The sequence below is a fragment of the Streptomyces sp. NBC_01224 genome (genome assembly GCF_036002945.1).
GTDB lineage: Bacteria > Actinomycetota > Actinomycetes > Streptomycetales > Streptomycetaceae > Streptomyces.
This window is the reverse complement of the sequence record NZ_CP108529.1, coordinates 9133415-9158702: the sequence shown is the minus strand read 5'-3', so window position 1 is coordinate 9158702 and position 25288 is coordinate 9133415. Positions and strand designations below refer to the sequence as shown.

25 protein-coding genes and 8 pseudogenes are annotated in these 25288 nt (G+C 68.7%); 14 read left to right on the top strand and 19 right to left on the bottom strand.

Annotation, left to right across the window (positions count from 1 at the left end):
• Positions 1-266 precede the first annotated feature (266 nt).
• A pseudogene (locus tag OG609_RS41685) lies at positions 267-341 on the top strand (helix-turn-helix domain-containing protein); the annotation flags it as partial.
• A gap of 53 nt (positions 342-394) precedes the next feature.
• On the opposite strand, the gene OG609_RS41680 reads toward OG609_RS41685, so the two are convergent.
• Both OG609_RS41680 and OG609_RS41675 read right to left on the bottom strand, forming a co-directional pair.
• Positions 395-2557 carry an acyltransferase family protein gene (locus tag OG609_RS41680; RefSeq protein WP_327277523.1) on the bottom strand — a complete coding sequence of 721 codons (2163 nt, stop codon included), beginning with the start codon at positions 2555-2557 and terminating at the stop codon, positions 395-397.
• Positions 2558-2663: 106 nt separating this feature from the next.
• Positions 2664-2879 (bottom strand): annotated as a pseudogene (locus tag OG609_RS41675) (hypothetical protein); the annotation flags it as partial.
• Between the two features lie 601 nt (positions 2880-3480).
• On the opposite strand from OG609_RS41675, the gene OG609_RS41670 reads away from it, so the two are divergent.
• The 4 genes from OG609_RS41670 to OG609_RS41655 all read left to right on the top strand — a co-directional run bounded on the left by OG609_RS41670 (position 3481) and on the right by OG609_RS41655 (position 6433).
• Positions 3481-3615, top strand: a complete 135-nt coding sequence (locus tag OG609_RS41670) for a hypothetical protein (RefSeq protein ID WP_327277522.1) — start codon at positions 3481-3483, stop codon at positions 3613-3615.
• A 372-nt stretch (positions 3616-3987) separates the two neighbouring features.
• The gene (locus tag OG609_RS41665) at positions 3988-4419 is read left to right on the top strand and encodes an SH3 domain-containing protein (protein WP_327277521.1); all 432 of its coding nucleotides are present in this window, start codon (positions 3988-3990) and stop codon (positions 4417-4419) included.
• Positions 4420-4497: 78 nt separating this feature from the next.
• Positions 4498-5508 (top strand): phage baseplate protein, encoded by a 1011-nt coding sequence (locus OG609_RS41660; RefSeq protein ID WP_327277520.1) that lies wholly within the window; start codon positions 4498-4500, stop codon positions 5506-5508.
• A gap of 91 nt (positions 5509-5599) precedes the next feature.
• Positions 5600-6433 carry a helix-turn-helix domain-containing protein gene (locus OG609_RS41655; protein ID WP_327277519.1) on the top strand — a complete coding sequence of 278 codons (834 nt, stop codon included), beginning with the start codon at positions 5600-5602 and terminating at the stop codon, positions 6431-6433.
• 1154 nt (positions 6434-7587) lie between these two features.
• On the opposite strand, the gene OG609_RS41650 is transcribed toward OG609_RS41655, so the two are convergent.
• The 3 genes and pseudogenes from OG609_RS41650 to OG609_RS41640 all read right to left on the bottom strand — a co-directional run.
• Complete coding sequence (locus OG609_RS41650; RefSeq protein ID WP_327277518.1) at positions 7588-8424, bottom strand: cytochrome c oxidase assembly protein; 837 nt, start codon at positions 8422-8424, stop codon at positions 7588-7590.
• 11 nt (positions 8425-8435) lie between these two features.
• Positions 8436-8990, bottom strand: a complete 555-nt coding sequence (locus tag OG609_RS41645; protein WP_327277517.1) for a DUF2243 domain-containing protein — start codon at positions 8988-8990, stop codon at positions 8436-8438.
• Between the two features lie 783 nt (positions 8991-9773).
• Positions 9774-10001 (bottom strand): annotated as a pseudogene (locus tag OG609_RS41640) (IS1380 family transposase); the annotation flags it as partial.
• 512 nt (positions 10002-10513) lie between these two features.
• Between OG609_RS41640 and OG609_RS41635 the strand changes: the two are divergent.
• On the top strand, positions 10514-11488 hold the full coding sequence (locus OG609_RS41635) for a helix-turn-helix transcriptional regulator (RefSeq protein ID WP_327277516.1): 975 nt from the start codon (positions 10514-10516) through the stop codon (positions 11486-11488).
• 122 nt (positions 11489-11610) lie between these two features.
• On the opposite strand, the gene OG609_RS41630 is transcribed toward OG609_RS41635, so the two are convergent.
• The 4 genes and pseudogenes from OG609_RS41630 to OG609_RS41620 form a co-directional block, all read right to left on the bottom strand.
• Positions 11611-12831 (bottom strand): hypothetical protein, encoded by a 1221-nt coding sequence (locus tag OG609_RS41630; protein WP_327277515.1) that lies wholly within the window; start codon positions 12829-12831, stop codon positions 11611-11613.
• Between the two features lie 235 nt (positions 12832-13066).
• Positions 13067-13249 carry a hypothetical protein gene (locus OG609_RS41625; protein WP_327277514.1) on the bottom strand — a complete coding sequence of 61 codons (183 nt, stop codon included), beginning with the start codon at positions 13247-13249 and terminating at the stop codon, positions 13067-13069.
• A 209-nt stretch (positions 13250-13458) separates the two neighbouring features.
• A pseudogene (locus OG609_RS46550) lies at positions 13459-13662 on the bottom strand (transposase domain-containing protein); the annotation flags it as partial.
• 48 nt (positions 13663-13710) lie between these two features.
• Positions 13711-14331, bottom strand: coding sequence for a TetR/AcrR family transcriptional regulator (locus tag OG609_RS41620; RefSeq protein WP_327277513.1), 621 nt, complete (start codon positions 14329-14331; stop codon positions 13711-13713).
• Positions 14332-14379: 48 nt separating this feature from the next.
• On the opposite strand from OG609_RS41620, the gene OG609_RS41615 reads away from it, so the two are divergent.
• Entirely contained in the window at positions 14380-14931 is a 552-nt protein-coding gene (locus tag OG609_RS41615) for a GNAT family N-acetyltransferase (protein ID WP_327277512.1), read from the top strand.
• Between the two features lie 61 nt (positions 14932-14992).
• On the opposite strand, the pseudogene OG609_RS41610 reads toward OG609_RS41615, so the two are convergent.
• A pseudogene (locus tag OG609_RS41610) lies at positions 14993-15223 on the bottom strand (transposase); the annotation flags it as partial.
• 26 nt (positions 15224-15249) lie between these two features.
• Positions 15250-15732 (bottom strand): SRPBCC family protein, encoded by a 483-nt coding sequence (locus tag OG609_RS41605; RefSeq protein ID WP_327277510.1) that lies wholly within the window; start codon positions 15730-15732, stop codon positions 15250-15252.
• A gap of 64 nt (positions 15733-15796) precedes the next feature.
• On the opposite strand from OG609_RS41605, the gene OG609_RS41600 reads away from it, so the two are divergent.
• On the top strand, positions 15797-16408 hold the full coding sequence (locus tag OG609_RS41600) for a TetR/AcrR family transcriptional regulator (protein WP_327277509.1): 612 nt from the start codon (positions 15797-15799) through the stop codon (positions 16406-16408).
• Positions 16409-16576: 168 nt separating this feature from the next.
• Here the strand turns inward: OG609_RS41600 and OG609_RS41595 are convergent.
• The 3 genes and pseudogenes from OG609_RS41595 to OG609_RS41585 form a co-directional block, all read right to left on the bottom strand.
• Positions 16577-16894: pseudogene (locus OG609_RS41595) on the bottom strand (FAD-dependent oxidoreductase); the annotation flags it as partial.
• A 127-nt stretch (positions 16895-17021) separates the two neighbouring features.
• Positions 17022-17294: pseudogene (locus OG609_RS41590) on the bottom strand (IS982 family transposase); the annotation flags it as partial.
• Positions 17295-17336: 42 nt separating this feature from the next.
• The gene (locus OG609_RS41585) at positions 17337-17831 is read right to left on the bottom strand and encodes a DUF3995 domain-containing protein (RefSeq protein ID WP_327277508.1); all 495 of its coding nucleotides are present in this window, start codon (positions 17829-17831) and stop codon (positions 17337-17339) included.
• Positions 17832-17986: 155 nt separating this feature from the next.
• Here OG609_RS41585 and tatA point away from each other — a divergent pair, with 155 nt between their 5' ends.
• A complete protein-coding gene (gene tatA, locus OG609_RS41580) occupies positions 17987-18262 on the top strand; it encodes a Sec-independent protein translocase subunit TatA (RefSeq protein ID WP_327277507.1) in 276 nt (91 codons plus the stop codon).
• 19 nt (positions 18263-18281) lie between these two features.
• Here tatA and OG609_RS41575 read toward each other — a convergent pair whose 3' ends face one another.
• The 3 genes and pseudogenes from OG609_RS41575 to OG609_RS41565 all read right to left on the bottom strand — a co-directional run.
• The gene (locus OG609_RS41575; protein ID WP_327277506.1) at positions 18282-18512 is read right to left on the bottom strand and encodes a hypothetical protein; all 231 of its coding nucleotides are present in this window, start codon (positions 18510-18512) and stop codon (positions 18282-18284) included.
• Between the two features lie 544 nt (positions 18513-19056).
• A complete protein-coding gene (locus tag OG609_RS41570) occupies positions 19057-20433 on the bottom strand; it encodes an IS1380 family transposase (protein ID WP_327270970.1) in 1377 nt (458 codons plus the stop codon).
• A gap of 271 nt (positions 20434-20704) precedes the next feature.
• Positions 20705-21067: pseudogene (locus tag OG609_RS41565) on the bottom strand (transposase); the annotation flags it as partial.
• A gap of 103 nt (positions 21068-21170) precedes the next feature.
• Between OG609_RS41565 and OG609_RS41560 the strand changes: the two are divergent.
• Complete coding sequence (locus OG609_RS41560; RefSeq protein WP_327277505.1) at positions 21171-21803, top strand: SMI1/KNR4 family protein; 633 nt, start codon at positions 21171-21173, stop codon at positions 21801-21803.
• 99 nt (positions 21804-21902) lie between these two features.
• Here OG609_RS41560 and OG609_RS41555 read toward each other — a convergent pair whose 3' ends face one another.
• The gene (locus tag OG609_RS41555) at positions 21903-22265 is read right to left on the bottom strand and encodes a hypothetical protein (protein WP_327277504.1); all 363 of its coding nucleotides are present in this window, start codon (positions 22263-22265) and stop codon (positions 21903-21905) included.
• A 374-nt stretch (positions 22266-22639) separates the two neighbouring features.
• Here OG609_RS41555 and OG609_RS41550 point away from each other — a divergent pair, with 374 nt between their 5' ends.
• From OG609_RS41550 to OG609_RS41540, 3 genes are all read left to right on the top strand, one after another.
• Positions 22640-23311, top strand: a complete 672-nt coding sequence (locus OG609_RS41550) for a hypothetical protein (protein ID WP_327277503.1) — start codon at positions 22640-22642, stop codon at positions 23309-23311.
• A gap of 103 nt (positions 23312-23414) precedes the next feature.
• Positions 23415-23630: a hypothetical protein gene (locus tag OG609_RS41545; protein ID WP_373302700.1), complete on the top strand. Its 216-nt coding sequence runs from the start codon at positions 23415-23417 to the stop codon at positions 23628-23630.
• 85 nt (positions 23631-23715) lie between these two features.
• The gene (locus OG609_RS41540) at positions 23716-23844 is read left to right on the top strand and encodes a hypothetical protein (RefSeq protein WP_327277502.1); all 129 of its coding nucleotides are present in this window, start codon (positions 23716-23718) and stop codon (positions 23842-23844) included.
• Positions 23845-23921: 77 nt separating this feature from the next.
• Here the strand turns inward: OG609_RS41540 and OG609_RS41535 are convergent, their stop codons facing one another.
• Positions 23922-24344 (bottom strand): YjbQ family protein, encoded by a 423-nt coding sequence (locus OG609_RS41535; protein ID WP_327277501.1) that lies wholly within the window; start codon positions 24342-24344, stop codon positions 23922-23924.
• Positions 24345-24936: 592 nt separating this feature from the next.
• Between OG609_RS41535 and OG609_RS41530 the strand changes: the two genes are divergently transcribed.
• Complete coding sequence (locus tag OG609_RS41530) at positions 24937-25281, top strand: SDR family NAD(P)-dependent oxidoreductase (RefSeq protein ID WP_327277500.1); 345 nt, start codon at positions 24937-24939, stop codon at positions 25279-25281.
• Positions 25282-25288 lie beyond the last annotated feature (7 nt).

Sequence of the window (25288 nt, the reverse complement as noted above, 5' to 3'; positions counted from 1 at the left end):
GGCGGCGCTCAACTGCTCCTTGCAGGGGTGACGGAAGAGCCGCGAACAGGCCGCAGAGCTGGCAAGCGCGTCTTTGATCGCTTCGCGGCGTTCCATGCCTGCGGGGCGTGGTCAAAGGTGTCGGCTATGGGCACAGGATGCAGGACCGGGCTGACAGTCCTGGTGATGACACGGCAGTACCCCGGGCCAGAGCGCCGATCCGGGGTACAGGGGGCTGGGGTGAAGAACTGTGTCCAGCAGAACGTGGTCCGGCTTGACTGCGCGCACGGCGGCCTTTTCAGACCTGCGACGGCTGTGACCGGGCATTCCGCGCGCCGGAGCCCGGACGCTGCGGGGACTGCGGATTCGGCAACCGTCTTCGTGTGGCGGCTGCGATCCGCAGTGTCTCCCGGAATCAACACCGCCCTGATCTCTCAGTCACCGTCGCTTTGATCATCCGGTGTGTGCAGGGCGAACCCACGAGGCCGTCCAGCGATGGCGCCAGAACCGGGGCAAGCGCATCGGCGTACGCCTCCGAGACGTGGCTGTCGTCGCGGTAGACGGCGGTGTCGGCGACGACTACGGGGCAGATGCCGGTGCGGGGGGCGCAGAGCCAGGGGGTGGGGTCGATGACTGTGGTGGCCGTTGCGGATGCGGCGCTGCGGAGGGCGGTACCGCGGGTCGCGTTGCGGGTCGCGTCCGGCAAGTGGTTCGCGCAGGCGCGTAGTTGCAGGGAGTTCCTGGCGGCGCAGTCGATCGGGTCGCCCTTGGGCCATGGGGTGTCGAGCAGGGCGGCGACCCGGACGCCGGAGGTACCCAGGTTGCGGAAGGTGTTCTCGAAGCCGGTAGTCCATTGGTGGAGGGGGTCGGCTGCGGGGCGGGCCGGGTCTCCGGCGTCCGAGGAGGAGACGACGACCAGGTCGGGGCGCAGGGTCTTGATCCTTGCCATGGCGTTGGAGCGCCAGGTGTCGCAGGCGGTGTACGGCTTGTGGCCGCTGACGATGGTCACGTCGGCGACCTTGCAGGAGGCCTTCGTCAGCGAGACCAGCTTCCAGCCGCGTGTGGTTGCGAGCCGTTGCAGGGCCGGGAACCACTGGGCCGCGTGGGAGTCGCCGAAAAGGACGACCGTACGGGAGGAAGTCCGGTCGCCGTAGACGCAGGGCCGGGTGCCGGTGGCGGCGTGGTCGACATGGCAGCCGTCCCGGTAGACCGCGGAGCGGGAGGACTTCACCTTCGGCAGGGGCGGGGCCAGGTTGCTCGGCAGGGCGGTGGGGGACGACGCCAGGAGTTCGGTGAGACGCGCCTGCGGGGCCGGTGCGTCGGAGAGAGCCTGCGCCAGCGCGGGCGCGGGGTCGCCCACCTCGATCGTCGGCGGGACCGCCGTCGCCGTCAGGGACAGCGCCGAGGCGCCGGCCGACAGCGCGGCCCCGAGAACCAGGGCGCGGCGGGGGTGCCTGCGGAAGGCCCGGTGGAAGCGGACCGGGTTCTCGACGAGGCGCAGGGTCAGCCACGCCAGGCCCAGCGCCGCCGCGGACAGCCCGAGCGCGAGCGGCACGTCGGCCGTGCCGTCTGCGCGGCCCAGCGCCGCCGGGGCTATGACCAGCAGCGGCCAGTGCCACAGGTACCAGCCGTACGAGAGTCCGCCGAGCCACACCAGCGGTCGCCGCCGCAGCAGCCGCCCCGCGCCGTGCGGGGTGGGCGCGCAGCCGCCGGCCAGGACGAGCGCGGTACCGGCGACCGGCAGGAGGGCGTGGTAGCCGGGGAAGGGCGTCTCGTCGTCGTACCAGACCGCTGCCAGCGTGACGCAGGCCAGGCCGAGCCATGTCAACGGGGCCGCGAGGGCGGCGGGCAGCCGTTCCAGCCGCCCGGTGCCCAGCGCCAGGAGCGCGCCGACACCCAGTTCCCAGGCCCGGGTAAGGGAGCCGAAGTATGCCCAGGGAGCCGAGGAGTTCGTCACGAGGACGCCCGCCGCGAACGACCCCAGGCACAGTACCCCGAGCGGCACCGCGACCAGTCGGCGCCGACCGCGGGCGACCCGCCAGGTGAGCAGCAGGAGCAGCGGCCACACCAGGTAGAACTGCTCCTCCACGGCGAGCGACCAGAAGTGCTGGAACGGCGATGGCGGGCTGTTCTGGGCGAGATAGTCCGTACCGGCCGCCGCCAGCCGGAAGTTGACCGCGTACAGCGCGCTGGCGAGGGCGTCGCCCGCGTACTCGGCGAGCCGCGCCTTCGACAGGAACAGCCACGCCCCGCCCAGCATGACGGTGATGACCAGGGACGACGCGGGAAGCAGCCGCAGTGCCCGGCGGGCGTAGAAGGAACGGACCGACACCCGGCCGGTGGTGGCGAGTTCGCGCAGCAGCAGCGACGTGATGAGGAAGCCTGAAATCACGAAGAAGACGTCGACACCGATGTAACCGCCGCTGACCTGGGACACGCCGGCGTGGGAGAGCACCACCAGCCCGACGGCCACCGCGCGCAGCCCCTGGATGTCGAGCCGCAGGGCGTGGCCTTTGGGCGGTGCGGATCTGCCGCTCGCCGGGACGGTACATATCTCGGCGGACGTGATGCTCGACATCAGGTGACTCCTCGGGGTGACTGAGATGCTTCGGCTAAGAAGATCGGTCCGGCCGCCGCACGGGGTTCCGCTGTTGTCGCCCCAACTTCGCCTCAGCCGCGAAGGTTCAACCGTGTGAAACCATCGGTTCACCCCCATTCAGCCCGGTGGCAAGAGACATCGAGCCTTTTGAGCGTTGCCACTCCAGGGTGAGGACCGCCGCAGCAATGGAGGACATTCGATTCGGACTACACCGGGCCCTGCGGAAGATTCGCCAGGACTTCAGCTGGGCCACACCTTGTTCCACCGGTGCCCGCGCCGCAGAGAGCGCGGTTGACTGTGTGCTGGGTCAGCGACAGCTCCAAGGTCCGACACCTCATCAGCCGTGCGCGGCACAGCCGGACCGCGCGGGCGCACGCCGTGTCCAGAGCTCGAAGCTCGTGAGGAAAAACGCGTCACCGTGCGGCAGCTCATCCATCGAGGACCTCGAACCCGACGGACCCGCGAGGGCAGAGCGTGCGAGGACCGGCCGGCAACCAGCGCCACCGGTCTTTCCACAGACCACCCCCTATCCGCTCTCGGACAGGTGACACTGCTCCAGCCGGAGGTGAATGACCTCGGCCGGCCTCATGGCCGCGTAGTACATGCGGCCGAAGAATGCCTCCGAGTAGGGCCCCGGGCTGCTGCGCCACGCGGCCTCTCTCAGGCCAGGATCAAGTGAGCCCGCAGACAGACTGTCGGAATTCTTCTGAAACTCCGGCTGCCTCTGGGTGCCACCGGAGACCGGAAGGCCCAGCCCGCGACGGAACAGCAGGCAGCAGCAGCTCCGTTACCTCCTTACGAATCCCAAGCGGCACAGTCCACCGCGTCCGCAGGGGGCCATAGCGCGGACCTCGTGTCTGCGGGATCTGCTCACGGGCATCCACCCCGGCCTGGAACGCGCCGTGGACCCCACGACGAAGTCCGGACTCATCCTGCCGGGCCGCTACGTCACCGCGAGCGAGATCCGGCGCGCCGGAACCACCCGCATCGCTGGCTACCTGGGCAGGCACGGCGTCAGCAAGCAGACCGTGGCGTAGGCCCTGGCGGACGCCGCCGTGACCTCCGCACAGGTCCACCGCGTCGCGTCTCCCCGTGAACGGCGCACCGCCGAACTCATCCGCGAACTCGCCGACGAGCTGGCGGCTGGCAAGGCCCGCCTCAAGGCACTGGAAGACGAGATCGAACAGCTGGTCACCGCCCACCCTGACGGGACCCTCATCCGCAGCCTGGCGGGAAGTGGGGCTGGTCTCCCCGGCGACGGCGGCTGCGACTCAACCGTTCCCTCGGGTGGGACGTCCCATTTTCTCCCGGAAACGCGTGGGACGGAATCTTTGTCCGACGGCCAGGAAACGCTGAGCGACACAGGGTCTCACTCAGCCGATCCTGAAGACACCCTCATAGGAGAGTCCATGAATCGCACGATCCAGCGCAGCCTCGTGGCCGCGATTGCGGCGATCGCGGTGTTGCCCGCTGCAGTCGTTTCCGCCGACACCGCCGCCGCGCAGCAGCGGCACACGGCGCCTCACCAGCAGATGCCCCACCGACGCACGACCGCGCCCCAGCTGTGTGCGCCCAGCCACTCCACGACCCGGCCCGTTACCTGCACCGGCTACGTCCAGGGCCGTGTGGTAACCCGCCACATGCCGCTCATGATCCGCTCCGGCCCGGGCACGGGCTACCGGGTCATCGGCTCGCTGCGTCCCGCCAGCACGGTCCACATCCCCTGCAAGAAGTACGGGCGCAACGTCCGCGGCAACCACCGCTGGTACAAGCTCTCCCACAGCAAGGGCTACGTCTCCGCCCGCTACGTCCGCAACGTGAGCGCCGTCCCCTGGTGCTGAGCCGCTGTGCCCGCTCGTCCCGCTCACGGGGCGGGCGGGCCCGTTCCACAAAGCTCACGAGCAAGCGAGGAGACCCCCATGTCCCTTTCCCTTCCATCCAGTCCGGGCCGCAGAGCCGTCCTCGGCTTTGGAGCTGCGGTCGCACTGGCCGCCACATTCCCCACCGGCAGGGCAGAAGCCCAGCCGAAGGCTCAGCCGGCCAGCCTGGCGCCGGCGGGCAAGCCATGGATCCAGGGTGTACGGCTGCGCCACTCCACGGTGCTGCAGTCCTTCGCCTTCGACGAGCGGCACGGCCACATGTACGCGCTCCAGGTCATGGGGGGCGGCGTCCGACTGCCGGGCGAGCTGCGCGCGTACACCCATGCCGAGCGCGCGGCCCGCGGCGACATGTGCCTGAACCGGCTCACCATGGGCGGCGCGCTCACCGGCGATATGTACCTGCTGGGCTTCGGCCACGGCAGCGCCCTCGGCGTGGAGGACACGGCCCGCCGCGCCGGCGCTCTGTGGACGGAGTGGGACGCACAGCCGGCCTCCGGCTACGGCCGTGGCATCTGCCGCTTCACCTTCACCGCGGGTCGGGTGCTGACCCGCACCAGCAGCAGGATTGCCACGCATCGCCCGCTCCCCGGCTCCACGAATAACCAGGTGGCCCTCGACCCGGCGCACAACCGGCTGCTGCTGCGGTACAAGGTGGGCGGCGTACCGCGCTACGGGGTGTACGGGCTCAAACAGTTCGCGGCCGGGGACTTCCGGCAGGTCACCGGCTTCGCTCAGCCCGGCGCCGAACTGGGGGTCCCCTTCCAGGGCATGGCGCTGTACGGCCCGTACGCCTACCAGCTGCTCGGCCACGGATACGGCGCTGACAACCCCGCCGGCTCGGCCGGCGACGTCCGTCTGTTCCGTATCGACGTGCGTACCGGCCGCGTGGTGCAGCAGGTGCTGGACCACACTGCGAGGGGGCTCTACCCGCGCGAGCCGGAGGGCCTTGCTGTGCTGCGCCGGGGCGGGCCCTGGCTGTGCCTTGGCTTCACCCAGGGCCCGCCCTCGGACCGCGCCTTCTCTCTGTACTACAAGCCGATCGCCCGATGACTCCGGCCGTGCGTGTGGCCGCCCTGCCCCCGGGGCACACATCACGCGATCCGGGGTGATCCGGATGCCGGATGGAAGGACTGGGAACGGCATGAAGGAGCAAGCGACGGCTCGCTGGCAGCATCTGCCCGACTCGCTCGGCCCCGACGGGCTGCTGCTGGTGGAGCGGCTGCGCGACCTCAAACAGCAGACCGGGCTGAGCCTGGCCGCGCTGGCCACACGCACCGCCCACAGCAAGTCCTCATGGCACCGTTATCTCAACGGCGTCAAGCTCCCGCCGCGTACCGCTGTCGAGGCGCTGGGGCGACTCGGGGGCACGGAGATGGCGCCGCTGGTCGCCCTGTGGGAGAACGCCTGCCGGGCCGAGACCAGACCGCTGAGCGCGGCACCCCAGCCCCCTGCGCCCCAGCCCCCTGCGCCGCGGCTGCCCCTCGCGGTGGCTGCCCGGACACGACGGCTGCGGACGGCCGTCGTGCTGGCTGTCTCCGCCACGCTGGGCGCCGTGGCCTGCGCCGTGGGTGCCCCGGCCCTGTCGGGCGGCAGCCCGGAGCGGCAAGCGGCGTCCTGCCGTAAGGAAAGCTGCCGGGGGCAGTATCCGGGCTTCTCCCGCTGCAACCGGGATGCCCGCACTGAGAGCACCATCACTGAGGATGCCTACGCCGTACGGCTCCGGTTCAGCCCGTCCTGCGCCACCGTCTGGTCCGAGGTGGAGACGGACGGGCGCGGTGGCACCCTAGAGGTCTCGATCCGATCCGGAGCGGACGAGCTGCTCGCCTCGCACCGGGACGGAGTGACGCACGGCAAAAGCAGCCCGATGCTGCCCGCGACCAGCCCGAAGGGGGCCGAGGCGTGCGTCGAGATGGCGGACCGACTGGCCTGCACCGGGGCCGTACACCTCTCCGCGGATCTGCCGGAGGCCCGCTGACGCTCTCCTCCACCCATGTGCCTTGTGCGGGTGGGCCCGTGAAGCTTTCATGAAGCCCTACGACGGAGGATGCGGCGGGTAGATCCGGGTGCCGACGTCCCCTACAGGCTGCTCTTCGCCGCCCGGCCCCTGCGCCAGCGCCAGCGGGATCACGATCGCCTGCCACGGCCGACCGGCCATGACGAGGCCCCGGCGACCCACCGGGGAGCCCGCCGACCACGTCGCTGGTGTTCTGGCGCAGCGTCTGCTCCTGCTTGGCCCGGCACCGCGGCCCTGGTCTCCCACGTGTCGCCTCCAGCGGGTATCCGGCCGCCTGCAGGGAGCGGCAAACCGGGCCACCCTTGGGCAGGCCCGGAGCAACTCGAAGATGATCGGCAGGACGGAGAGGGCAACGAACTGACCTGGCCATTTGCCTGTCAGGCGCCTTTCACCAGTCCACTCAGAGCAGGGCCCCGTTTACGTTAACTCCCAGCTTCTCCCACCGCATTGAACGCACCGCGGAGGTACTCGACCACATCGGCATGTTTCTCGACGATCGGCTCTCGTCGTTCGACCTGTGGCTGGAGCGCAAGCTCGACGGCCTCGCGGCGGGCATCCGCCGCGACGTTGAGGACTGGTCCCGGCTCCTGCACGAGGCGCGGCGCGTCGTCCGCCGGTGTCCCACGTCGGGTGAGGGACTGAAGGTGTCAGCGTGCCCCGGACACGACTGGACATGCATCGGACGGCTCAGCGGTAGTCGGACTTCTGGTCGAGGAAGGGCTGCGCCACGACAATCCCGTCAGCCGGGGACGCTACACCCCTGGGGCTCGTGGCGGCGGGCGGCAGCATGCGCCGGTGCGGAGATTGGTGAAGCTTCCCTGGATCCCCAGCGACGAGGAGTGGCGGGCCGTGCTGGCGGTAGCCGCCGCCGAGCCGGTGCGCACCCGTCTCATGCTGGCGTTGGCCTACGATGCGGCCCTGCGGCGGGAGGAGTTGTGCTCGCTGCGCACCGACTCGGATGCGTCGGTCGGGCATGAGGTCGGGCGCCCCGGGGTGCGTCGTCGAAGGCGACGACGTCAAAGACGCCGGGCCGCCGGGCTTGGGGCTGCTTCATCTGGCCGATACCAGGAGCCGGGTGATCACCGACGCCCGTGGGAGCGGTGCGACGGGCCGGGTCAGCCGGAGACCGTCCTGACCACGCCACTGGGCACCGGCCGATCAGCGCCCTGGTGCCGGTGGCGGGCGGGCCGCCAAGTGGTGACGAGGGCTGCGGTGAGGAGGAGTTCGGCGATGTCGCCGCCGTAGTACATGATCTCCGCGCCGCCTTGGACCTGGTCGATGGGTGCGTGAACGTTGATGAGGAAGCCGCCGTAGATCAGCTGGGAAATCGTGGCATGCGCCGCGACGGCGATCCCGAGGACGACGAGCCGGGTGGGGACGCCGGGCCGGGTCGGGGCGGGGTCGGGGCCGACGATGATCCAGGCGAACAGGCAGCCGGACAAGAGGAAGTGGGCGTGCATCAGCCAGTGCAGTACGGGATGGTTCATGGTTGCGTTGTACAGCGGAGTGAAGTACAAGAGCGCGAGGATGCCGGTGCTCAGGACCAGGGCGGTGACCGGGTGGGCGAGCACGCTGGCCGGGCGGCTGTGCAGAACGCCCATCAGCGCGCGGGCACGGGCGGCGGGCAGGTTGCGCAGCAGCAGGGTGACCGGCATGCCGAGCACCAGGGCCAGGGGCGCGTACATGCCGATGAGCATGTGCTGGGCCATGTGCCCACGGAAGTCGCCGTGGGCGAAGGGGGCCAGCGGTGGCAGCATTGCTCCGGCGAGCAGGGCGCATCCGGTCAGGAAACTCGCCGTCCGCCAGCGTCCCCAGCCCTGGACGGGATTGCGGTGCCGGGCCCGGCCTGCGAGGAGAAGGTAGGCGGCGGCGATCAGGACGACTGCGGCTGGGGGCAGCAGCGTCTCCCACAGACCGCTACCTGCGCCATGGTCGTGCATGTGGTGATGCATGTCGACGTCCATCAGGCGTGCCGGGCGGGCCGCTCGGAGGCGTCGGGGTCGAAGGGTCGGCCGCTGCGCTGGAGCAGGTAGCCGCCGATGAGCAGGAGGAGGCCCAGGAGCAGGAAGCCCATGTCCCACCAGATCTGGTGGGGACCGCCGTGGACGTGGTGGATGCCGAGGATCTGATGGTCCAGGAGACCCTCGACGATGTTGAACAGGCCCCACCCGACCAGGATCCACCCCCACAGCACCCGGGAGGTCCAGACCCGGCGACGCTGATGAGTGACCCGGGAGTACAGGATGCCCAGGCCCAGGATGACCGCGACCCAGCAGATGGCGTGGAAGATGCCGTCCCACACGGTGTTCATCTCCAGACCGGAGACCGTGTTCGCGGGGTAGTACTTCACGCCGATGCGGTCGTGGTTGGTGCTGGTGAGCATGTGGTGCCACTGGAGGAGCTGGTGGAGCAGGATGCCATCGACGAATCCGCCGAGCCCCACCCCCAGCACGATTCCCGGCAACTGGATGCTCCTGGGCAACGTGCCCTCTCGTGTCTGACCGGTGGTGGTGGCCATCGCCTGTCCCGTCTGATCTGTCCTTCGGATACGTGAGCCTGAACCAATACGTCTTCCCGCCCTGATCCGCCCATCACGAACGGGCGTCCTTTCGGCCGTATGACACCGCCATTCGAGGAACGGCGCGCTCGGGTCGTGCTTGTGGGCAAGGCCGGCGGTGAAGCTTCCCCTTGATCGGCACACCACGTTCGACGGCACCCGGTGCGGCAGCCACACTCCGCTCCCCGAGCACGAGACCTCCCGGGGGCCGGCCCTGGCGGTCTTCGGCGGCAAGCTGCATCTCGTCCACCGAGGCGGCAACGACAACTACCTGTGTCACGCCACCTACAACGGCACCTCCTGGACGCGAGACACCAGGCCGGGTGGCCACGAGACGGCATCGAATCCGGCGCTGGCTGTCTACGACAACAAGCTCCACCTGGTGCACTGCGGCGACAAGGACGACTCGCTGTGGCACGTCATCTACGACGGCTCGTGGGGCCCGGACCGCAAGTTCAGCGGCCACTTCAGCCTGGAAGGTCCTGCGCTGGCCGTGTTCCGCGGGGAGCTGTACTGCATCCACCGTGGCTACGGGAGCGGTGACCAGAACCTGTGGTGGACCAAGTTCCGCACCGGCGGCGTGTGGACCGCCGACCAGAAGTTCCCCGGCCACCTCAGCGGCGCAGGCCCCGCCGCCGCCTACCGCGACGCGAACGCCGAACATGACCAGTTGGTGGTCGTCCACCGCGGCTGGGGCAAGAAAGCCGCCGGCACCGACACCGCCGAAGACGAAGCCCGCCTGACCGCAATGGCCTCGCCGCCGCCGGCGAGCATCACCGCCAGGTCGGTGGCGATCAGTCCCGGGTCATGTCCGGTCCCACGAGGCCGCAGCGGCCCGAGAGCGGTGGAGTACGCGGAGGTCAGCCCCGTGGCATCGGTGAGATCCGCCAGCCAACCTGCCCCGGCATGACCAACCACCCTCGAACCATCAGCACTCACATAGCTCCTGGGACGCAACCCGATGCCCTGCACGTAGAAAGTGCGCTCCGCCTGGACCGAAAGAACCCCTCAGCAAGGTTCATCGTCCCAGGTCAGGATGGCACTTTCGCGTTTCTGCCTCGCTAGCCACCAGACCCAAGCGAAACAGCGAGGTCAGTGCTTTTGGTTCACCTACTCAGTGATGCGGTACACGTCGTCGGCAACGATGTTTTTAATTCTCACCGCCGTAGCCTCTCCGTTGCGCATTCCGCATCCGCGGTGGTGCCGGTGGTGTCGAGGGCGGTGATGTGTGCGGCTGAGGGTGGGCGGCACCGGGTGGGTCGGCGGGGCGGTCGAGCGCCCCCGATAACGGCGGGCACGGACCGACTGTCGACGCTTCCGCCGGCGCCTCCGCCGACGCTTTCATCAACGCCGCTCGTCACGCCGTCCGCTCCCGGTCCGCATGATCATGTCGGTGTTAGGCTGACGATCTTTGGCGGAATGACAGCCACCGTAGAAATGAGGTCGGTGGGTGGTGCCCTGCGGCGCCGCCGGGTTGGGGGGACATGCGCACACTGCGCCCGTTGCAGGCTCTCGGTCTCTCCGCGACAGCGGAGGCCGCCTACCTCGCGCTCGTTGAACGGGGTCCGCAGACACTGACCGAGCTCACCGACCGGCCGGCGCTGGTCGGGTCGCCGCTCGACGGCCTCAAGGACGCCGTCGCCGAACTCAGCGACATCGGCCTGGTGTCCCGTACGGACGGCAGGCTGACCGCCCAGCCGCCCCGCGCGGTGCTGGAGGCGGTCGCCGAGCGGCGCGCGCGCCAGGCCCGGATCGCCTACGAGAGCGCGACGGCCCTTTCGCAGTACTGGCTCGACCACACCGCCGGAGCGAGCTACGTCGAGGTCGTCGACACCTCCGAGCGGCGCGGGGAGATCCAGTCACGGGTGCACAACGGGGCCGTGTCCCAGGTGCGCGCGCTGTCCATAGGGCCGGTGGGCGGGAGCGACCTGGTGCCAGAGGTAGGCCCTGGCACGCTGGACGCACTGGACCGCGGGATCGACTACCGGGTGGTGTACAGCGCCAACATCCTGCAGGACCCCAAGGCGCTGGAAGTGGCGCACGAGTGCGTCACCCGGGGAGAACAGGCCCGGGTCTTCCCCGATGTCGCGCTGAACGTGCTTGTCTGCGACGACCGTTTCGCCGTGGTTTCCGTCGCCGCCCCGAACCGTACGGGACACCACAGTGTCATCGTGCAGCCGTCGGGGCTCCTGGACGGGCTGATCGGTGTCTTCGAGTCGTACTGGCGGATCGCCGTTCCGCTCCCGCCGGCCGGTGAGGCCGTCAAGAGCGAGGCGACCCCCGGGGGGCGGCAGCTCCTGAGCTACCTCAGCGCCGGGCTGACCGACGAGTCGATCGCCCGTGAGTTCGGGGTGAGCGAGCGCACCGTCGCCCGGCGCATCGCCCGCCTCCAGGAGATGCTCGGCGCCAAGACCCGGTTCCAGCTCGGCGTCCAGGCCAGCCGTCGCGGCTGGCTGTGACGCGGTCGGGCTCGTGGCATGGACGCGTGGGCGCGCGCGACGGGCCGGTGCGTGATCCGGCCCGCCCCGCGCGGGTCCTCAGCCGCTCAGGTGTTCATCGCCCCGCGGCGTGGTGGTGACCGTTACTTGCTGTCCGGCTTGACCAGGTCGGGCAGCTTGGCCTCGAAGAGCTTGTCGAACGCGAGGGCGGGCAGGATGTGGCCCTGGTTCGGCGCCTCGTTGGCCACGCCCGCCGCCCAGGTCGCCGAGTTGAGCCGCTGGTCGGGCGTGCCGTGGTGGCCGGAGCTGGTGAAGCTGCAGTCGCCGACCTGGTAGAACGACTTCTCGGACTTGAGGACGCGGGCGGCGTTCAGCGACTCGCCGCGGGAGTGGGTCAGATAGTACGTGCCGAACGCGTCCGCCATGAGCTCGGTGCGGCGGGTGGCCTCCGGGCCGGTCAGGTCGCTCTCGAAGAGGTTCTTCTGGTACTGGACGTGGTGACCGAACTCATGGCCCAGGATGCCGCGCGGCGCGACGTCGCCCAGCTTCACCGCGTTCATGCCCTGCAGGATGCCGTCACCCATGATGATCCGGTCCCTGATGCCGAGCGGCTCCGGGTCGTCCTTCTCGCTGTAGGCGAAGGCGTTGAAGGTGAAGATCGGGTTAGCGCCGCCCTGGAGGACCGGCTCCGAGTCGACCAGCTCGATGAACATGTCGGCCAGGTCGAGGTTCTCCTCGGGCGTGCCGCCGTACAGCACGGAGAGCGTGCGGGCGAGCCGGTCCGGGCTGGTGAAAACGTCTGCCCCGTGCATGGGGATCAGCTCGATGCGCGCCGAGTCGATATCCCAGAAGCGCTTGAGGTTCTTCATCTCGGAGTTGAGCTGCTGGGTGTACTCACCCTTGACGCCGAACGTGTTCGACGACGACTCCTTGCCGTAGATCAGCGCGTCGTAGGTGGGCATGTCGAAGCCGCCGAAGAGCGAAAGGATGAAGATGGTCCACGGGTCCTGGGCGCCATCGAGGAGGGAGTTGGCGTACTTCGACAGGTCGGTCGTCTGGCACTGGTAGTCGCCGGGGTTGATCGCGTTGTCGCGGATCTGCTGCCACTCCTCGCCCTTCAGACCGTACTTGGCCTTGGTCGCGTCGAGGCGGGCCTCCCAGTCGGCGGGCAGCTTGGCCAGGATCCGGTCGACGATGGCCTGGTGCTGCGGGTCCATGGAGGAGGTGTCGATGGAGGACTGCAGCGACCGGCTCGCCGCAGTCGTGACGCCGGTCGCGTCAGCGGCGTGCGCGGGAAGCGCCATGCCAAGGCCACAGGTCGCGGCGATCGCCAGGCTCGCTGCCACAGACAGGATCTTCTTCACGAGGTCTCCTTTCGAGGGTGCCCGGTAGGGCATCCAAGGCGACGCCCAGTCTGTAAGCCCAACTCCCGGATCAAGAATGGTCGTTCACTGTCTGAAACCGGCATGTCTGGAACCTGACAGCCTCATGGATCCCGTCACGCGTCCGCTGCCGGCGGCCCGGTCTCCGCGCTTCCAACCGGTTCGACCGAAACCTGCCCCTCGCACGCGACGGGCGGGGGCGGCGGGCAAACCGCAGTCAGCGGGCTGCGGAGACGAAGCCCAGGTCTTTCCTGATCCGCCAGGCCAGGTGGGCGCCGGTGGCCCGGGCCAGACCCAGCAGTTCGTACCCGGAGAAGTTGCGGTCGGCCGCCAGCAGCATGTCCGGCCGCAGGAAAGCCAGCAGCTGGCGGGCGAGCCGCTGCTCGCTGAACGTGGCCACGCGTCGAAGGCCGCGTCGACCAGGGCATGGGTCCCGCACTCGGTCAGCGCCATCAGACGTACCTGCGGGTGTCCGCTCTGATTGACGCCGCCTTTGCCGGTGAATCCGAACTCCCGTGCAGTGGCAGGGGTGTCGGGGACGTCCAGCGCGGTCCGTCCCAGGCGAGCAGCCGAAGCCCGAACGCGAACGCGCCCGAGGTCGCCCAGCCGCTGCCGGGCCCGGGTCAGGGCCGAACTCGTAGGCAGGCGCTGCACGCACACGCCCGGCAGGTGCCGCAGTTTCTCCGTCAACGTGCGCAGAACCGACCGGTATCCCGGCGGCCCGGCGCTGTCGGAACTGCTGAACAGGCACAGACCCAGGACGAAGTAGACCACGGTGCGGGCCGGCAGCAGACGGCGGCGGCACTCGACCACTGTCGGCCGCCGCGCGAGTCCCGATAACTCTTCCGAGAAGCGTGGCCGTCAGGACAGGACCGCGTGATCGCCTCCGGATGAGGGCGGAGAGGTCAACGTGGCCAGGTAGTCGTCAAGGAGCTCGGCCTGGCGGTGAGGTGGGAACGCCGGGGGATCGAACAGCGCCTGTACCACCAGACCGAGCACGAAGGACTGGGCGCCGGCCGCGATGCGGGCCGGGTCGCCATCGGGCAGTTCGCCGAGTTGTTGGGCTGCGGCGACCAGGTCGCGCAGTTTGTCGCGGCTCTGCGCGTACTTGCGGGCGTAATCGCCGCTCAACTCGGGGTTGGCGAGCGCGGCGTCCCAGGAGGACACCCAGATCCGGTTGCTGTCGGTGGCCTCGTCAGTCAGCGGCAGGACGTCCAGCAGCGCGGCCCTCACGGCGGACAGGCCTTTGTCGGCGGCGCGCCGAGGGCGGGAGGCACTTCGCCGTTCGAGCAGGTCGAGGGCGTACACAACCAGGTCGCGTTTGGCGGGAAAGTAGTGGGTGAGCAGGCCGGTGGTGGCGTCGAGCTCGGCGGCGACGGCTCGCATGGTCAATCCGCCGAACCCGTGCGCGACCAACACCCGCCAGACCGCCTCGGAGACGTCGCGTCGGCGAGCCTCATGGTTCCCCTTGGTGCGTGGCATGCTGCTACGGTACATAACCGTAACGCTTGTTATGTGAATGGGGTCATCATGTTCTCCTTTTCTTTGCGGGACAACGCCCGCCTCCGCCCGCTGGAGATATGGCATGCCGAGGAGTTCGCCGCCAACCTGGACCGGGCCCGCGAGCACATCCGGCCGTGGGTCGGGCCGGGGTTCGTCACCGACGACCTCGACGGGGCGCGGGCCACACTGCGCCGGTACGCCGAGCGCCAGGCCGCGGACGGCGGCCGCCTCTTCGGTATCTGGCTCGACGGAACGCTGGTCGGCGGCGTGATGTTCGTGGACTTCGACGCCGGCTTCGGTTCCTGCGAGATCGGCTGCTGGCTGGAGCCGGCCGCCGAGGGCCACGGCCTGGTCACAGAGGCGTGCCGCGCGCTGCTGGAGTGGGCGTTCACCTCCCGGGGGATGCATCGCGCCGAGTGGCACTGCCGAGCCGACAACGAGCGCAGCTCTGCGGTGGCCCGGCGGCTCGGCATGACGCTCGAAGGCGTACGGCGCGAGTACTGGCCCTACGGCGGCACCCGTCACGACAAGCAGATGTGGGCGATCCTCGCCCCCGAATGGCGAAACCATCACCAGTGACCGGAATCCCCGCCACGCACCCACGGCGGTGGCTGTGGGCCATCGCGGTGGATGCTCACTCGCGGGCGATGACGGCTTTGGCCAGGTCGCCCTCGGCCGCGAACTCCCACCCCTCGGGGATCTTCGCCGCACGGCAGCGTTCCCCGTCCCCCGTCCAGGACTTGGGCAGGTAGAGCTCCCCGTCGACCTGGGCTCTGCCACGCTCGGTGGCGTAGGCGGCGAACACCCCGACCTGGCAATCGTCGACCTTCCCCGACATGCCGGTGTACCGCCGACCCACCCCCGTGTCTGAGCGGTGTCACGTTCTGCGCTCGGCAGTCAGCGTGCGAGATTACGCAGCAGTCGCACGTATCGGCCCCAGTGGGCCGGTCGTGCCACCGTTCCGGTGCAGGCGAGTTCTGCGCGGTCCAGGCTGTCCTCCAGGCATGCGTCGTGGAGTGGCCGCCAGATGAGTGGCCAGGTGAGCCGGGCCGGGCCGCGAGTGTTCATGGCGAGGGTGTGGCGCAGCAGTGTCTGCTCCTTGTCGACGGCCAGGACGGTGTATTCGTGGAATCCGTGGAATCCGCGTGGCCCGCTGAAGGTGAGGCGCACCCAGGTGGAGGGGACGTAGGCGGTGACGGTGTAGCGGACGGGACCGTGCCCACCGACCGCCCCGGCCGCCAGGGGGCGGTCGAACTCCATAGGGGGCCATTGCTCTCGCGCCCACAGTTTGTCATCGGTGCCGGCAAGGGTGTCGATCAGCATTCCCACCTCGCTCTCCTTCCTGGCCAGCAGGCGTTCGTGAACGTTGTAGACGCCCATGCGTCCTCCCCCGAGCCCGTTATAGAGAGTTGTCTCTAATATTGTGGAGGATACTCTCTATTACATGGCAAGACCACCGCGCTTCGATATGAACCAGCTCCTCGACGCTGCCGTGCGACAGGCCGCCGCGCTGGGCCCGGCCGGGGTGACCATGTCCGCGGTAGCCAAGGAGGTGGGAGCCCCGAGCGGTTCGGTCTACCACCGGTTCGCGGGGCGGACGGCTCTGCTCGCCGAAGTGTGGTTGCGGACGGTCGAGAGCTTCCAGGAGGGCTACTTCGAGATCCTCGAAGCGGATGCCGACGCGCAGCGGGCCGGGCCCGCGGCGGCCCGCCACGTTGTCGCCTGGAGCCGCACCCACCCCGAGGAAGCCGCTCTGCTCCTCTACGGCGCTGAGGACTTCGGGCGCTCCAACTGGTCCGAGGAACACCTCCACCGTGCGAACTGCGGCAACCAGCGCGTGCGCACCGCCCTCGCCTGCGTCGCTGTGGCTCTGGGCGCCGAGGGCCCCCAGGCCACCGAGTGTGTCGCTCTCGCCCTGGTCGACCTGCCCCTAGCACTGGTACGCCGCCACCTGCGGGCCGGAACTCCCCTCCCCGCATATGCCGAGGATCTGGCCGAGGAATCCGCCACCGCGCTGCTCGGCACATTTCATGCCAGGTCGGCCTCTACCGGCTGAAGAACCGCCTCTTGGCAATGGAGCGGGACACCAACGTCGCCTGACGACTGGCCCCGCCGCTGCATGCTGCCGTCAACTCGGTTGTCCTCGGCTGCCGTTCGACGGCCGAGGTGACGGCGAACGCGGCGGCCGCCCGCTCCCCGATCCCGGACGAGCTCTGGCAATGGCAAGGATGAAAGGGAAGCGCGTTCGGATCCTGGAGAAGTCGATACTGAGGCAGAGAACGGATTCAGCGCCCGGGTTGGTGTGCCGATACGAAGCAGTTCGTCGGCCGGACCTCGGGCGTCGAGTTGCTCCAGGGTTCGCGCATGGAGACTGAAGGCGCGGCTCAGGTTGGATTCGTAATCGCGTCGCTCCAACAGCGTGACATCGGCTCCGGACTTGGCGTAGGTCACCCGCAAGGAGGAGGCCGGTCGGGCCGGCCCCGACCACCAGAACGTCCGCGTCCGATGCCCCGTATTGGTTCGAAGAGGCACTCGGTGACATGTCCGCTGTGTTCATGCTTCCGAGTGTCAGCCCTGTTGGAGGGCGGTGCACGGCGAGATACCGACCGTCGGCACAGCCACTGGCGTACCACCGGCGCGTGTTGCCACCGCGTCCACCACCGACCCGGAACCGCGCGGTCCGGGGCCGGCAATGCTGTCTTGAGGCGATTGTTGTACCCGGACTGCTGTGGCAGGTACGGGAACACCGGCGCGAGGTGCCGCCTCGCGTACCGCAGCCAGCGTGCCTCGGAGTGGAACCCCAGCAGGGCGTGCGCGACCGCGAGCGTGACCACCTCGGCATCAGTGAGCTTCGGCAGCCCGCCCATCCATCGATTAGTCTCCAGTTCGTCGTCGATCTTCACGTACAGCGCGGTCAGCAGGATATCCAGTTCGTCGTTCACGCCACGATCTTGGACACCCCGTTCGCATTCCTCAACGCGCCGTCAGGCGACACCGCTACTCGGGCTCTCCGTGCGTCCGGACCTCCGTGCGGCCAAACCAAAGACGAGACCGCCGACCATGAACCAGGGGTTCCACAGCAGCAGCGTCCACAGCCGCTGTTCCGGGCTTACGTCTATTTCCGAGCCCGCAGCGTCAGTCAGCAGCAGCACCTCGACGGCGATGCCACGTACTAGCAGCACAGCGCAGACACACCACCCCAGGGCCTTGGCCACCCGTCCTGCCAGGCCACGAGGCCGCGGCCTGGCGAGAAGCCATCCCAGCACACCGCCGACAAGGCACAGCAATCCCACGCCCCACAAGCCCACCGCCACGAACCACCCGGGGCGTTCCTCGGCCAAGGGCCCTGCCGAGACACTGAGGCCCCAACTGCCGCCCAGCGCCCAGTAAAAATGGAGCACGGCGAAAGCGACCGCCCAGGCACACGCGATGCGTCCCCACAGCCCCGGCGTTGTCTTGTCATGCGGATCTTCATACATAGCGAGGAGCATGCCACTGCTGCGGCACGCCGCCACCAGCGTCGCGAGAAACCAGCACGCCCACCTTCCAGTCGGCCACAACGTGCGACCGAACACATCGGACTTGATCGTCTGGGTGCGCGCCCCGTTTGATGAGACGAAAGGCGGAGCTGGAAATGTTGCGTAACGGTCTGGAGCCTTGGCATCTGCTGATTGTGGCGATCGTCGTCATCGTGCTGTTCGGCTCGAAGAAACTGCCGGACACCGCCCGGGCGGTGGGCAAGTCGCTGCGCATCCTCAAGAGCGAGACCAAGGCCATGAAGGAGGACGGAGCGACGAGCACCGCCTCCGATCCCGACCCGTCCGCGCAGGTCGCACCTTCGGCGATCCGGACCACAGGCGAGCCGACTCCGGCCCGGCCGGCCACGGAAAGCACCAACACCACCCACTGAACCGCACGCGGCGGCGCCGTCAGGGGCTGGCGCCGTCGAAGCCGTACCTCAGCGGCTCACTCCGCACCCCGGGATCCCGGCGGTAGACATAAAGCGCCTCCACCCGCACGCCGCCCGGCGGGGCCTCCAGCCGGCAGGGGTACGTCACCTGCAGCACCGAGGGCCGGCCGGTGACCCGCATCCACAGCCCGTCCGCGGGGCCGCCGTCAAGCACCGCGCTCTCCGAGCCCGTCAAGTCGTTCGCACCCATGCGCATAGTTTAATTATTGCGCAAGTTTTGAACTATTGTGAAACTCGTCACTCCGGGGCTCCGCCAAGCGGCCCCGAACGCAGCTCGACTTCGCCGAGAAGCAGCACACATGGGCGTCAGCCCCGCCAAGGGTCACAACGTCGTCCTCAACCGCGCGTGTGAGGGCCGGGCGGTCACGTGGACCGGGTCGGTACGACCAGTGAATCGGGGTCCTGCACGGTCGGGATGATCTGCGGGCACAGGACAGGCCCGTAATCGAGTACGTGCTGCGCGGGCGCTCGCTTCGGTACCAGGCCACCGAGGCCGAACGCCGTTCCCCCGACCCGCACCACCACCTATGCGCCGTCGTCGACCTGGCATTCATTGCTTGATCCGGCATTAGCCTCGATCTTTCGTGATTGGTCGTCAGCTTCGGCTGGCGGCCAATGCGTCGTTGTGGAGCGTGTGCGGGCATACGGGTGGCCCGATCGTCGCATCGGGTGGGCGCCGGATTCCACGGTTCCGGTCGGTGGCTCTTCTGCTCGTCGGGACGGGTTGTTGCTGGTCAGCGTGGGTTCGGGAGGGTGTCGAGCCGTCTGATCGCGTCTGTGATCACGTCGGTCCATGGCCAGTGGTGGGCGAATCGCAGGTGCCGTTGGCGGGCGGTGGTGATGAGTTGGGCAGCGGCGGAGAACAGCCGCAACCGCAGGCGGCGGGGCTCCCAGAGGCGGGGTTTGCCGGTCAGAGCGAGCATCGGCATCCAGGCGAGCAGGTCGAGGGCGAGCTGGACGATCTCCAGCCAGATCCGGTTCTGTGCGGTCTCGTGCAGGGGCAGGTTCCGCAGGCCGGTGGCCCGTGCGTTCCGAATGCGGTCCTCTGCCCTCGCCCGTCGGCGGTGCCTCAGTTCCAGGTCCGTGATCTTCCCGCCCGTCGTGTTGGTGGCGAAGCAGGTGAGCCGCAGGCCGTCGGCGTCGGTGAAGCGCAACTGGGCGCCGGGGTGGGGCCGTTCCTTGCGGACGATCAGCCGCATTCCCTTCGGCCAGCCCTTGAGTGTGTCGCCGTCGAGTTCGGCGGTCCAGGCGCCGTCGCGGATCTCGCCGCCCGGCTCGACCGCTGGGGTCCAGGCGGAGGCCGGGACCTTCAACACGGCCTGATGAATCTGCTCAGTGATGGTCATCCCGACCGAGTACGACAGCCACCGGCCCCGTTTCGTGAGCCAGGCGAGGAACTCATGGGTGCCGCCCGCGGAGTCGGTACGGATCAGTGTGGACCGGCCGCGCCGGTGACGCTTGGGGAGCTGGGCCAAAGCGAGTTGAGTGGCGGTGATGTGGTCGGCGGCGGTGTTGGATCCCGCGTTCCCCGGCCGCAACAGTGCTGCCACCGGCTCCCCGGTGCCACCGCTTCCGTGGTCGACGAAGCCCATCAGGGGGTGATGTCCAAACGACTTCTTCCAGGTCGCGGCCGCGTCCTGCTTGTCGGAGTGGGCCAGGACCAGCACTCCGTCCAGGTCCACAATCACCTGGCCGCCCCTATCCGGCGCCGCATCTTTGGCCAACGTCCAGACGTACTCGCGCACTTCGGCGCGCGCCGAGCGGATCGCGGTCAGGGCCTTGTCCCCGGCCGCGGCGAGGGTGTCGATCAGCCGGGAGACCGTTGGGTCGGAGGCCACCGGCCCGAACACGGCCGGCTCGGCCCGCAGCAGTCCCGCATCGGCCAGGCAGTCCCCGCCCAGCGCGACCGCGAGAGCCACATCCAGCAGGATCTTGCCCGGATCGTGCACCGCCCGAGGCCGCCGCCACGGCCTCAGCGCCGCCGATATCTCGGTATCCAGGCCGGTCTTACGGGCAGTCTCGACCAGCAGTACTCCGCCAGCCTGCGAGACCACCCCGCTCCCGCCGCCCTCGATGCGGACACGCGGATAGGACCCGATACGCTTCTTCACCTGAGGAGTGCTTCTTTCATGCGCCGACCTGGACCCTAGACAAGTCCCATCGTTGCAGGTCAGGAGCACTCTTCGCGTTTCCGATCACGCATCGGACACCCAGCCACGTGAAAGCCCGAGGCTAGAACCCCACTACCGAAACCCAGCCGCACGACGCCGAATCGACCAGGGCCTCGGCCTGGGCGCGTACGCGCTGAACCGCCTCTACAGCGATCTGTCCGAACTGGGTCATTCACAGCAAAACTGATCACGGCTGGGCGAGCAGGAAGGCTGCGAGCGCGGTGAATTCGTCAACGTCGGCGAGTAGCCGCCAGGCCGTCGGTATCGAGGCGACGGGGCCGAACACCCCTGCCTGGTCCCGCAGTACGGCCAGATCCGCGATGGCCTCGCCGCCATTGGCGAGCATCACCGCCAGATCGGTGGCGATCCGGCCCGGCTCATGCCCGGTCCCGCGCGGCCGAAGCGACCGGAGCGCAGTGGAGTACGCGGCAGCCAGCCCAGTGGCATCAGCGAGATCGGCCAGCAACCGTGCCCCGGCATGACCGACCACCCCCGAACCATCGGCACTGACATGGACCCTGGGACGCAACCCGAGACTCTGCACGTAGAAAGTGCCCTCCGCCCGGACCGACAGAACCCCTCAGCAAGGTTCATCGTCCCAGGTCAGGAAAGCACTTTCGCCTTTTCGCCCCACCAGCCGCCGTACCCAAGTGAAACGGCGAGGCTAACCTTCCGCCATGGGAAGCACACAAAATCAGGATGATGGGCGCTGCTACGCATGGCGGGATCTGCTGCAACGGTGGAGTGACGAGTGGCTCGACCCTGTACTGCACGAACAGGAGCGGGCCGAGCCGTTTCCCGGCAAAGTGCGCAAAGCTCGCTGGCTGGGGGCTGCTGGGGCTACCGGCGAAGACCTCAGCGCGCTCGAACAGCGCCTGGGTACCGTTCTGCCGGCGAGCTACCGGCAGTTCCTGCTGACCAGCAACGGCTGGCTCAACACAACCCATGCCATCGACCGAATCTTGCCGCTCCAGGAAGTCGGATGGGCCCGGGACCTGGACCCGGAACTCATCACAGGCTGGACAGGTGGACCCACGGAGACGGCGTCGCGGGTGAGTGACGAGGAGTACTTCGTCTACGGCAAGGCCCAGGACCCCACCTCGCTCCGCCCCGAATACCTGCCGCACACCCTGATGATCAGCCATACCCCGAACGCCACCGACGTCTACTTGCTCAACCCCTGCGTGGTCACCGCAGACGGAGAGTGGGAAGCCTGGTATCTCGCCCACTGGCTGCCCGGAGCGGTCCGCTACCGGTCCTTCTGGGACCTGATGAATGACGAATACAACGGCTTCCGCGAAGAACAGTGAAAGTCATGGGTCCTCGTCCCTGTGAGGACAGGACAGGACAGGACAGGGATCGGGCTGCTGGATCAGCGTGCGATCCCACCGCGTCAGAGGTGGGGATGATCAAAATCCGCGGTTGACTTCGAGATTCGTCAACACGAGCAGGGCGCGCAGGAGCTGGGTCACCGCTTCCCCAAGGCGAGCGCCTGGCAGCTCCTCGGCTACCTCCTGCTCGACACCACCGACCACCACCGGATCGACACCGTCGGCTTCTACCTCTCCCGCTCCGCCGTCCTGGCCACCTGGCCGGTGGAGAACTACCTCGACCTCCTTGGCACCTGCCGCCGAGACCTCGCTGCGCTGCGCTCCGTCTTCCCCGAACTCCTCGCCGGCTGCCGGGCCGACGCGGAGCCGTACACCCCGGAAGACCAAGACCGCGTCCGGCGGCTGCTCCAGAACCTGGCCCCAGTCATCGAGGCCGGCCACTGCCCCACCTGCGCCCAGCCGCTGCCCGAGGCCACCCGCCGCCCCCGCAAGTTCTGCACCACCTGGTGCCGCAGCCGCGACCAGGCCATGCGCCGCAAGGGTCTCCTCCCCGGCGGCCCCGTTCCGGCTCTGCCACGCCCGCGAAAGGAGCGCCTGGAACCCCCAGAAGACGCGGAGATTGTGAGCCTCACACCGCATTTGCGCAGGTAGACGCGTTGCGCAGCAAGGCTGCGAGGGCGTGAGACGGAGCTCGTGGCTGCACTCTCCTACGTTCCGGCCGCGGGCTCTACCGGGCCGCCACGCGGCGCTTCCCCACCCCGGCCTGGCGGTTCGGGACGGCCCGGGGGAGGCTGGAGAGGGGGCAGGAGGCCGTCATGCGCGTCCAGGACATCCAGATCGGCGAGACCTACCAGGTCAAGATCCCCCAGCGACTGCCGCCGGCCCTCCGCCACCGTATCCCCCGCACCCATGCCGACTTCGCCGCCGACATGCGACTGAACCTGCGCCGCGGCGACCGCTTCGACCTCACCGTCACCGGTACCGACCCCGAGGGCGCCACCGTCGACGGCTACGAGGCCACCACCACCAACCGGGTCACCCTGCGCCTCACCGCCGACCAGATCGAACTTCTGAACCTCCCCGCCGGCCCCGAGTACGAGATCGACGGCTTCGTCACCGACACCGACGGCAACGAGGTCACCCTCCCCGCCGCCACCACCTACACCGTCCTGCCCGCCGTCTGGCTGCATCCCCTCGAAGAACCCGTCCCCCTCGCCCCCAGCACCGCCCGGTTCTACCGTGCCCGGGTACAGGCACAGGCCACCGGGATGACGGTCCAGGACGTCGCTCGCGCCGCTGAGGACGCACAGGAATACCAGCGCGACATCGCCGGGCAGGCACTGGACAGCTACCGAGCCGAGGAATGGCTCCGCACCGCCGAAGTGGAACACCAGGAATGGCTCCGGATCTCAGCACTCATGACAGACAAGACAATGAAGACGTACGCCCCGCAGAACGACCCGCAAGGAATGACACCCCACTCCTGAGAAGCACGCTCCCGTCCCCCTGACCGTCGCGGCTGAGATCGCTTCGCGCGCCAGTTCCCGGCGGGCCCCTTCCCGGCCTGAGATGATCAGCGGGACCGTACGAATGAACGCAGAGGTGGGGAACATGGTCGGCCTGGTGCTGCTCGGCGTCTTGGTGCTCGCCGCCGGCGGGTGTGCGTGTGTGGTGTGGGCGGAGCGCGGCGGGCCCCGCTGGGTCCGCGGCGTGGCGACCGTGACGCTCGCCGCGAGCGAGCTGGTGCGTCGCTCCGAGAAGAACCGGCGCCGGAGTCTGAACCGGACCACCAGCGACGGCGAGTAGGAACGGACGAAGCGGCCTGAACCGGGCGGTCAAAGTCGCCTGGCACGGTCAAGATCACTTGTCAGAGGTCACCTGCGGCTGCTGCATGGTGCTGCTGATCGTCGTGGTGGTGGCTGGGATGGTGGTTCGTGGTGCAGCGCAGCATTTGCACGACCCGGCCGGGACAAGGGTGCTGCTGCTCCGCAAGATGACCGCGCCGCAGCCCCCTACCTGATCGGCCTCCGCGACACGGCCGCATTGCTGGCCGGATTCGCCCTCGCCGCCTGCCGCAGGACCGCGTGGGTGGTGTGGTCAGCCGAGGAAGGACAGCCGGACTTGGCGTTCGGGGCTCTCCCGGTTGGAGTTCACCAGTACAACGGACTGCGAGGCCCCCAGCTCCAGCTCACCATTGACTACGGGCAGCGTGGCGTGTGGTGGTACCAGTGCCGGGAGCACGTGGTCACTGCTGTGGCCTGGACGACCGTGGCGGGCTCGCCAACGGTCGTCCGCGGGAAGAATTTCGCGGAGGGCTGCCAACAGGTCATCGTCACTGCCCGCGCCGGTCTCGATGATGGCCAGGCCGGATGTCGCGTGGGGGGTGAAAACGTTCAGCAGTCCGTTTCGCCCATGAGCGACCTCCCGGAGGAACGCGGAGCATGCGTTCGTCAGGTCGTGCATGGTCTCAGTGGCGCCGGTTGCAATGTTGACGGTGCGGGTGGTGAAGGTGCCGGTCATGATTCACCCGTACCCATCACGGAACAAAAGCACTAAGGGCCGGATGGGTTGTTCCTCCGGGACTCCGCCGGTAGGGGCACGTGCTCCCGTACCTGGACAGGCCCATCGCACCGTCTCATCCGAATACCGCAAGCCAGCCCTGGACTGCGGCTTCCTCGCTCTCCCGGCCCCACACGCATCCCTTGCCGTCCAGCGCCTCGATCCGCTCCGGTGGCAGCTTCACTCTGCGGGAGCAGGAACCCCTCCATCCACCGCTGACCCCGCCAGCCTGGCCCGGCGAACGATTGCGCTGCTTCGTGGGCAGCAGCACGGCGCCGATCTCCGCACCGGCGGCTGCATAACATCGCAGTTCTGCAATGTTCCACGCGAGATCTATGCACGACTGCTGCATACAGCGCCCGCGCCCGTGCTGCTCGCTGCACCCTGACACCTGCGGATGTACGCACTCGCCGGAGCAGCAGCCGGTTGTTTTGGAGAACCAGAACAAAACGGTTCCCCTGGTGATACCGACCGGCGCCCTGCCCTCCCCGCTCGGGAGGGTGTGCGGGCCGCTGGGCATGCGAACGGCGCCGCACCCCGGGGGATGCTGTTGGTGAGGTTCCCCCGAGATGCGGTCTTTCACCACGCCCGCTATGCGTCGAGCAAAGCCGCCGTCGAGTCCATCGCGCTCAACCTCAGCCCCGAGCTCGGCCGGCGCGGCATCACCATCAACGCCATCGCGCCCGGGGGAACGGTCACCGACATGTCGGACCATGCGGGTTCCCAGTACGTCCATCCCGACGTCGACGCTGACTTCAATACCGCTATCCGCACTGCGAGTGCGCTCGGGAGAATGGCCCAGCCCGCCGAGATCGCCGCAGTCGTCTCGTTCCTGGTGTCGGACGATGCCTCGTTCATCACCGGCCGGACCATCCAGGCCGACGGCGGCTGGTTCTGACCAGGAA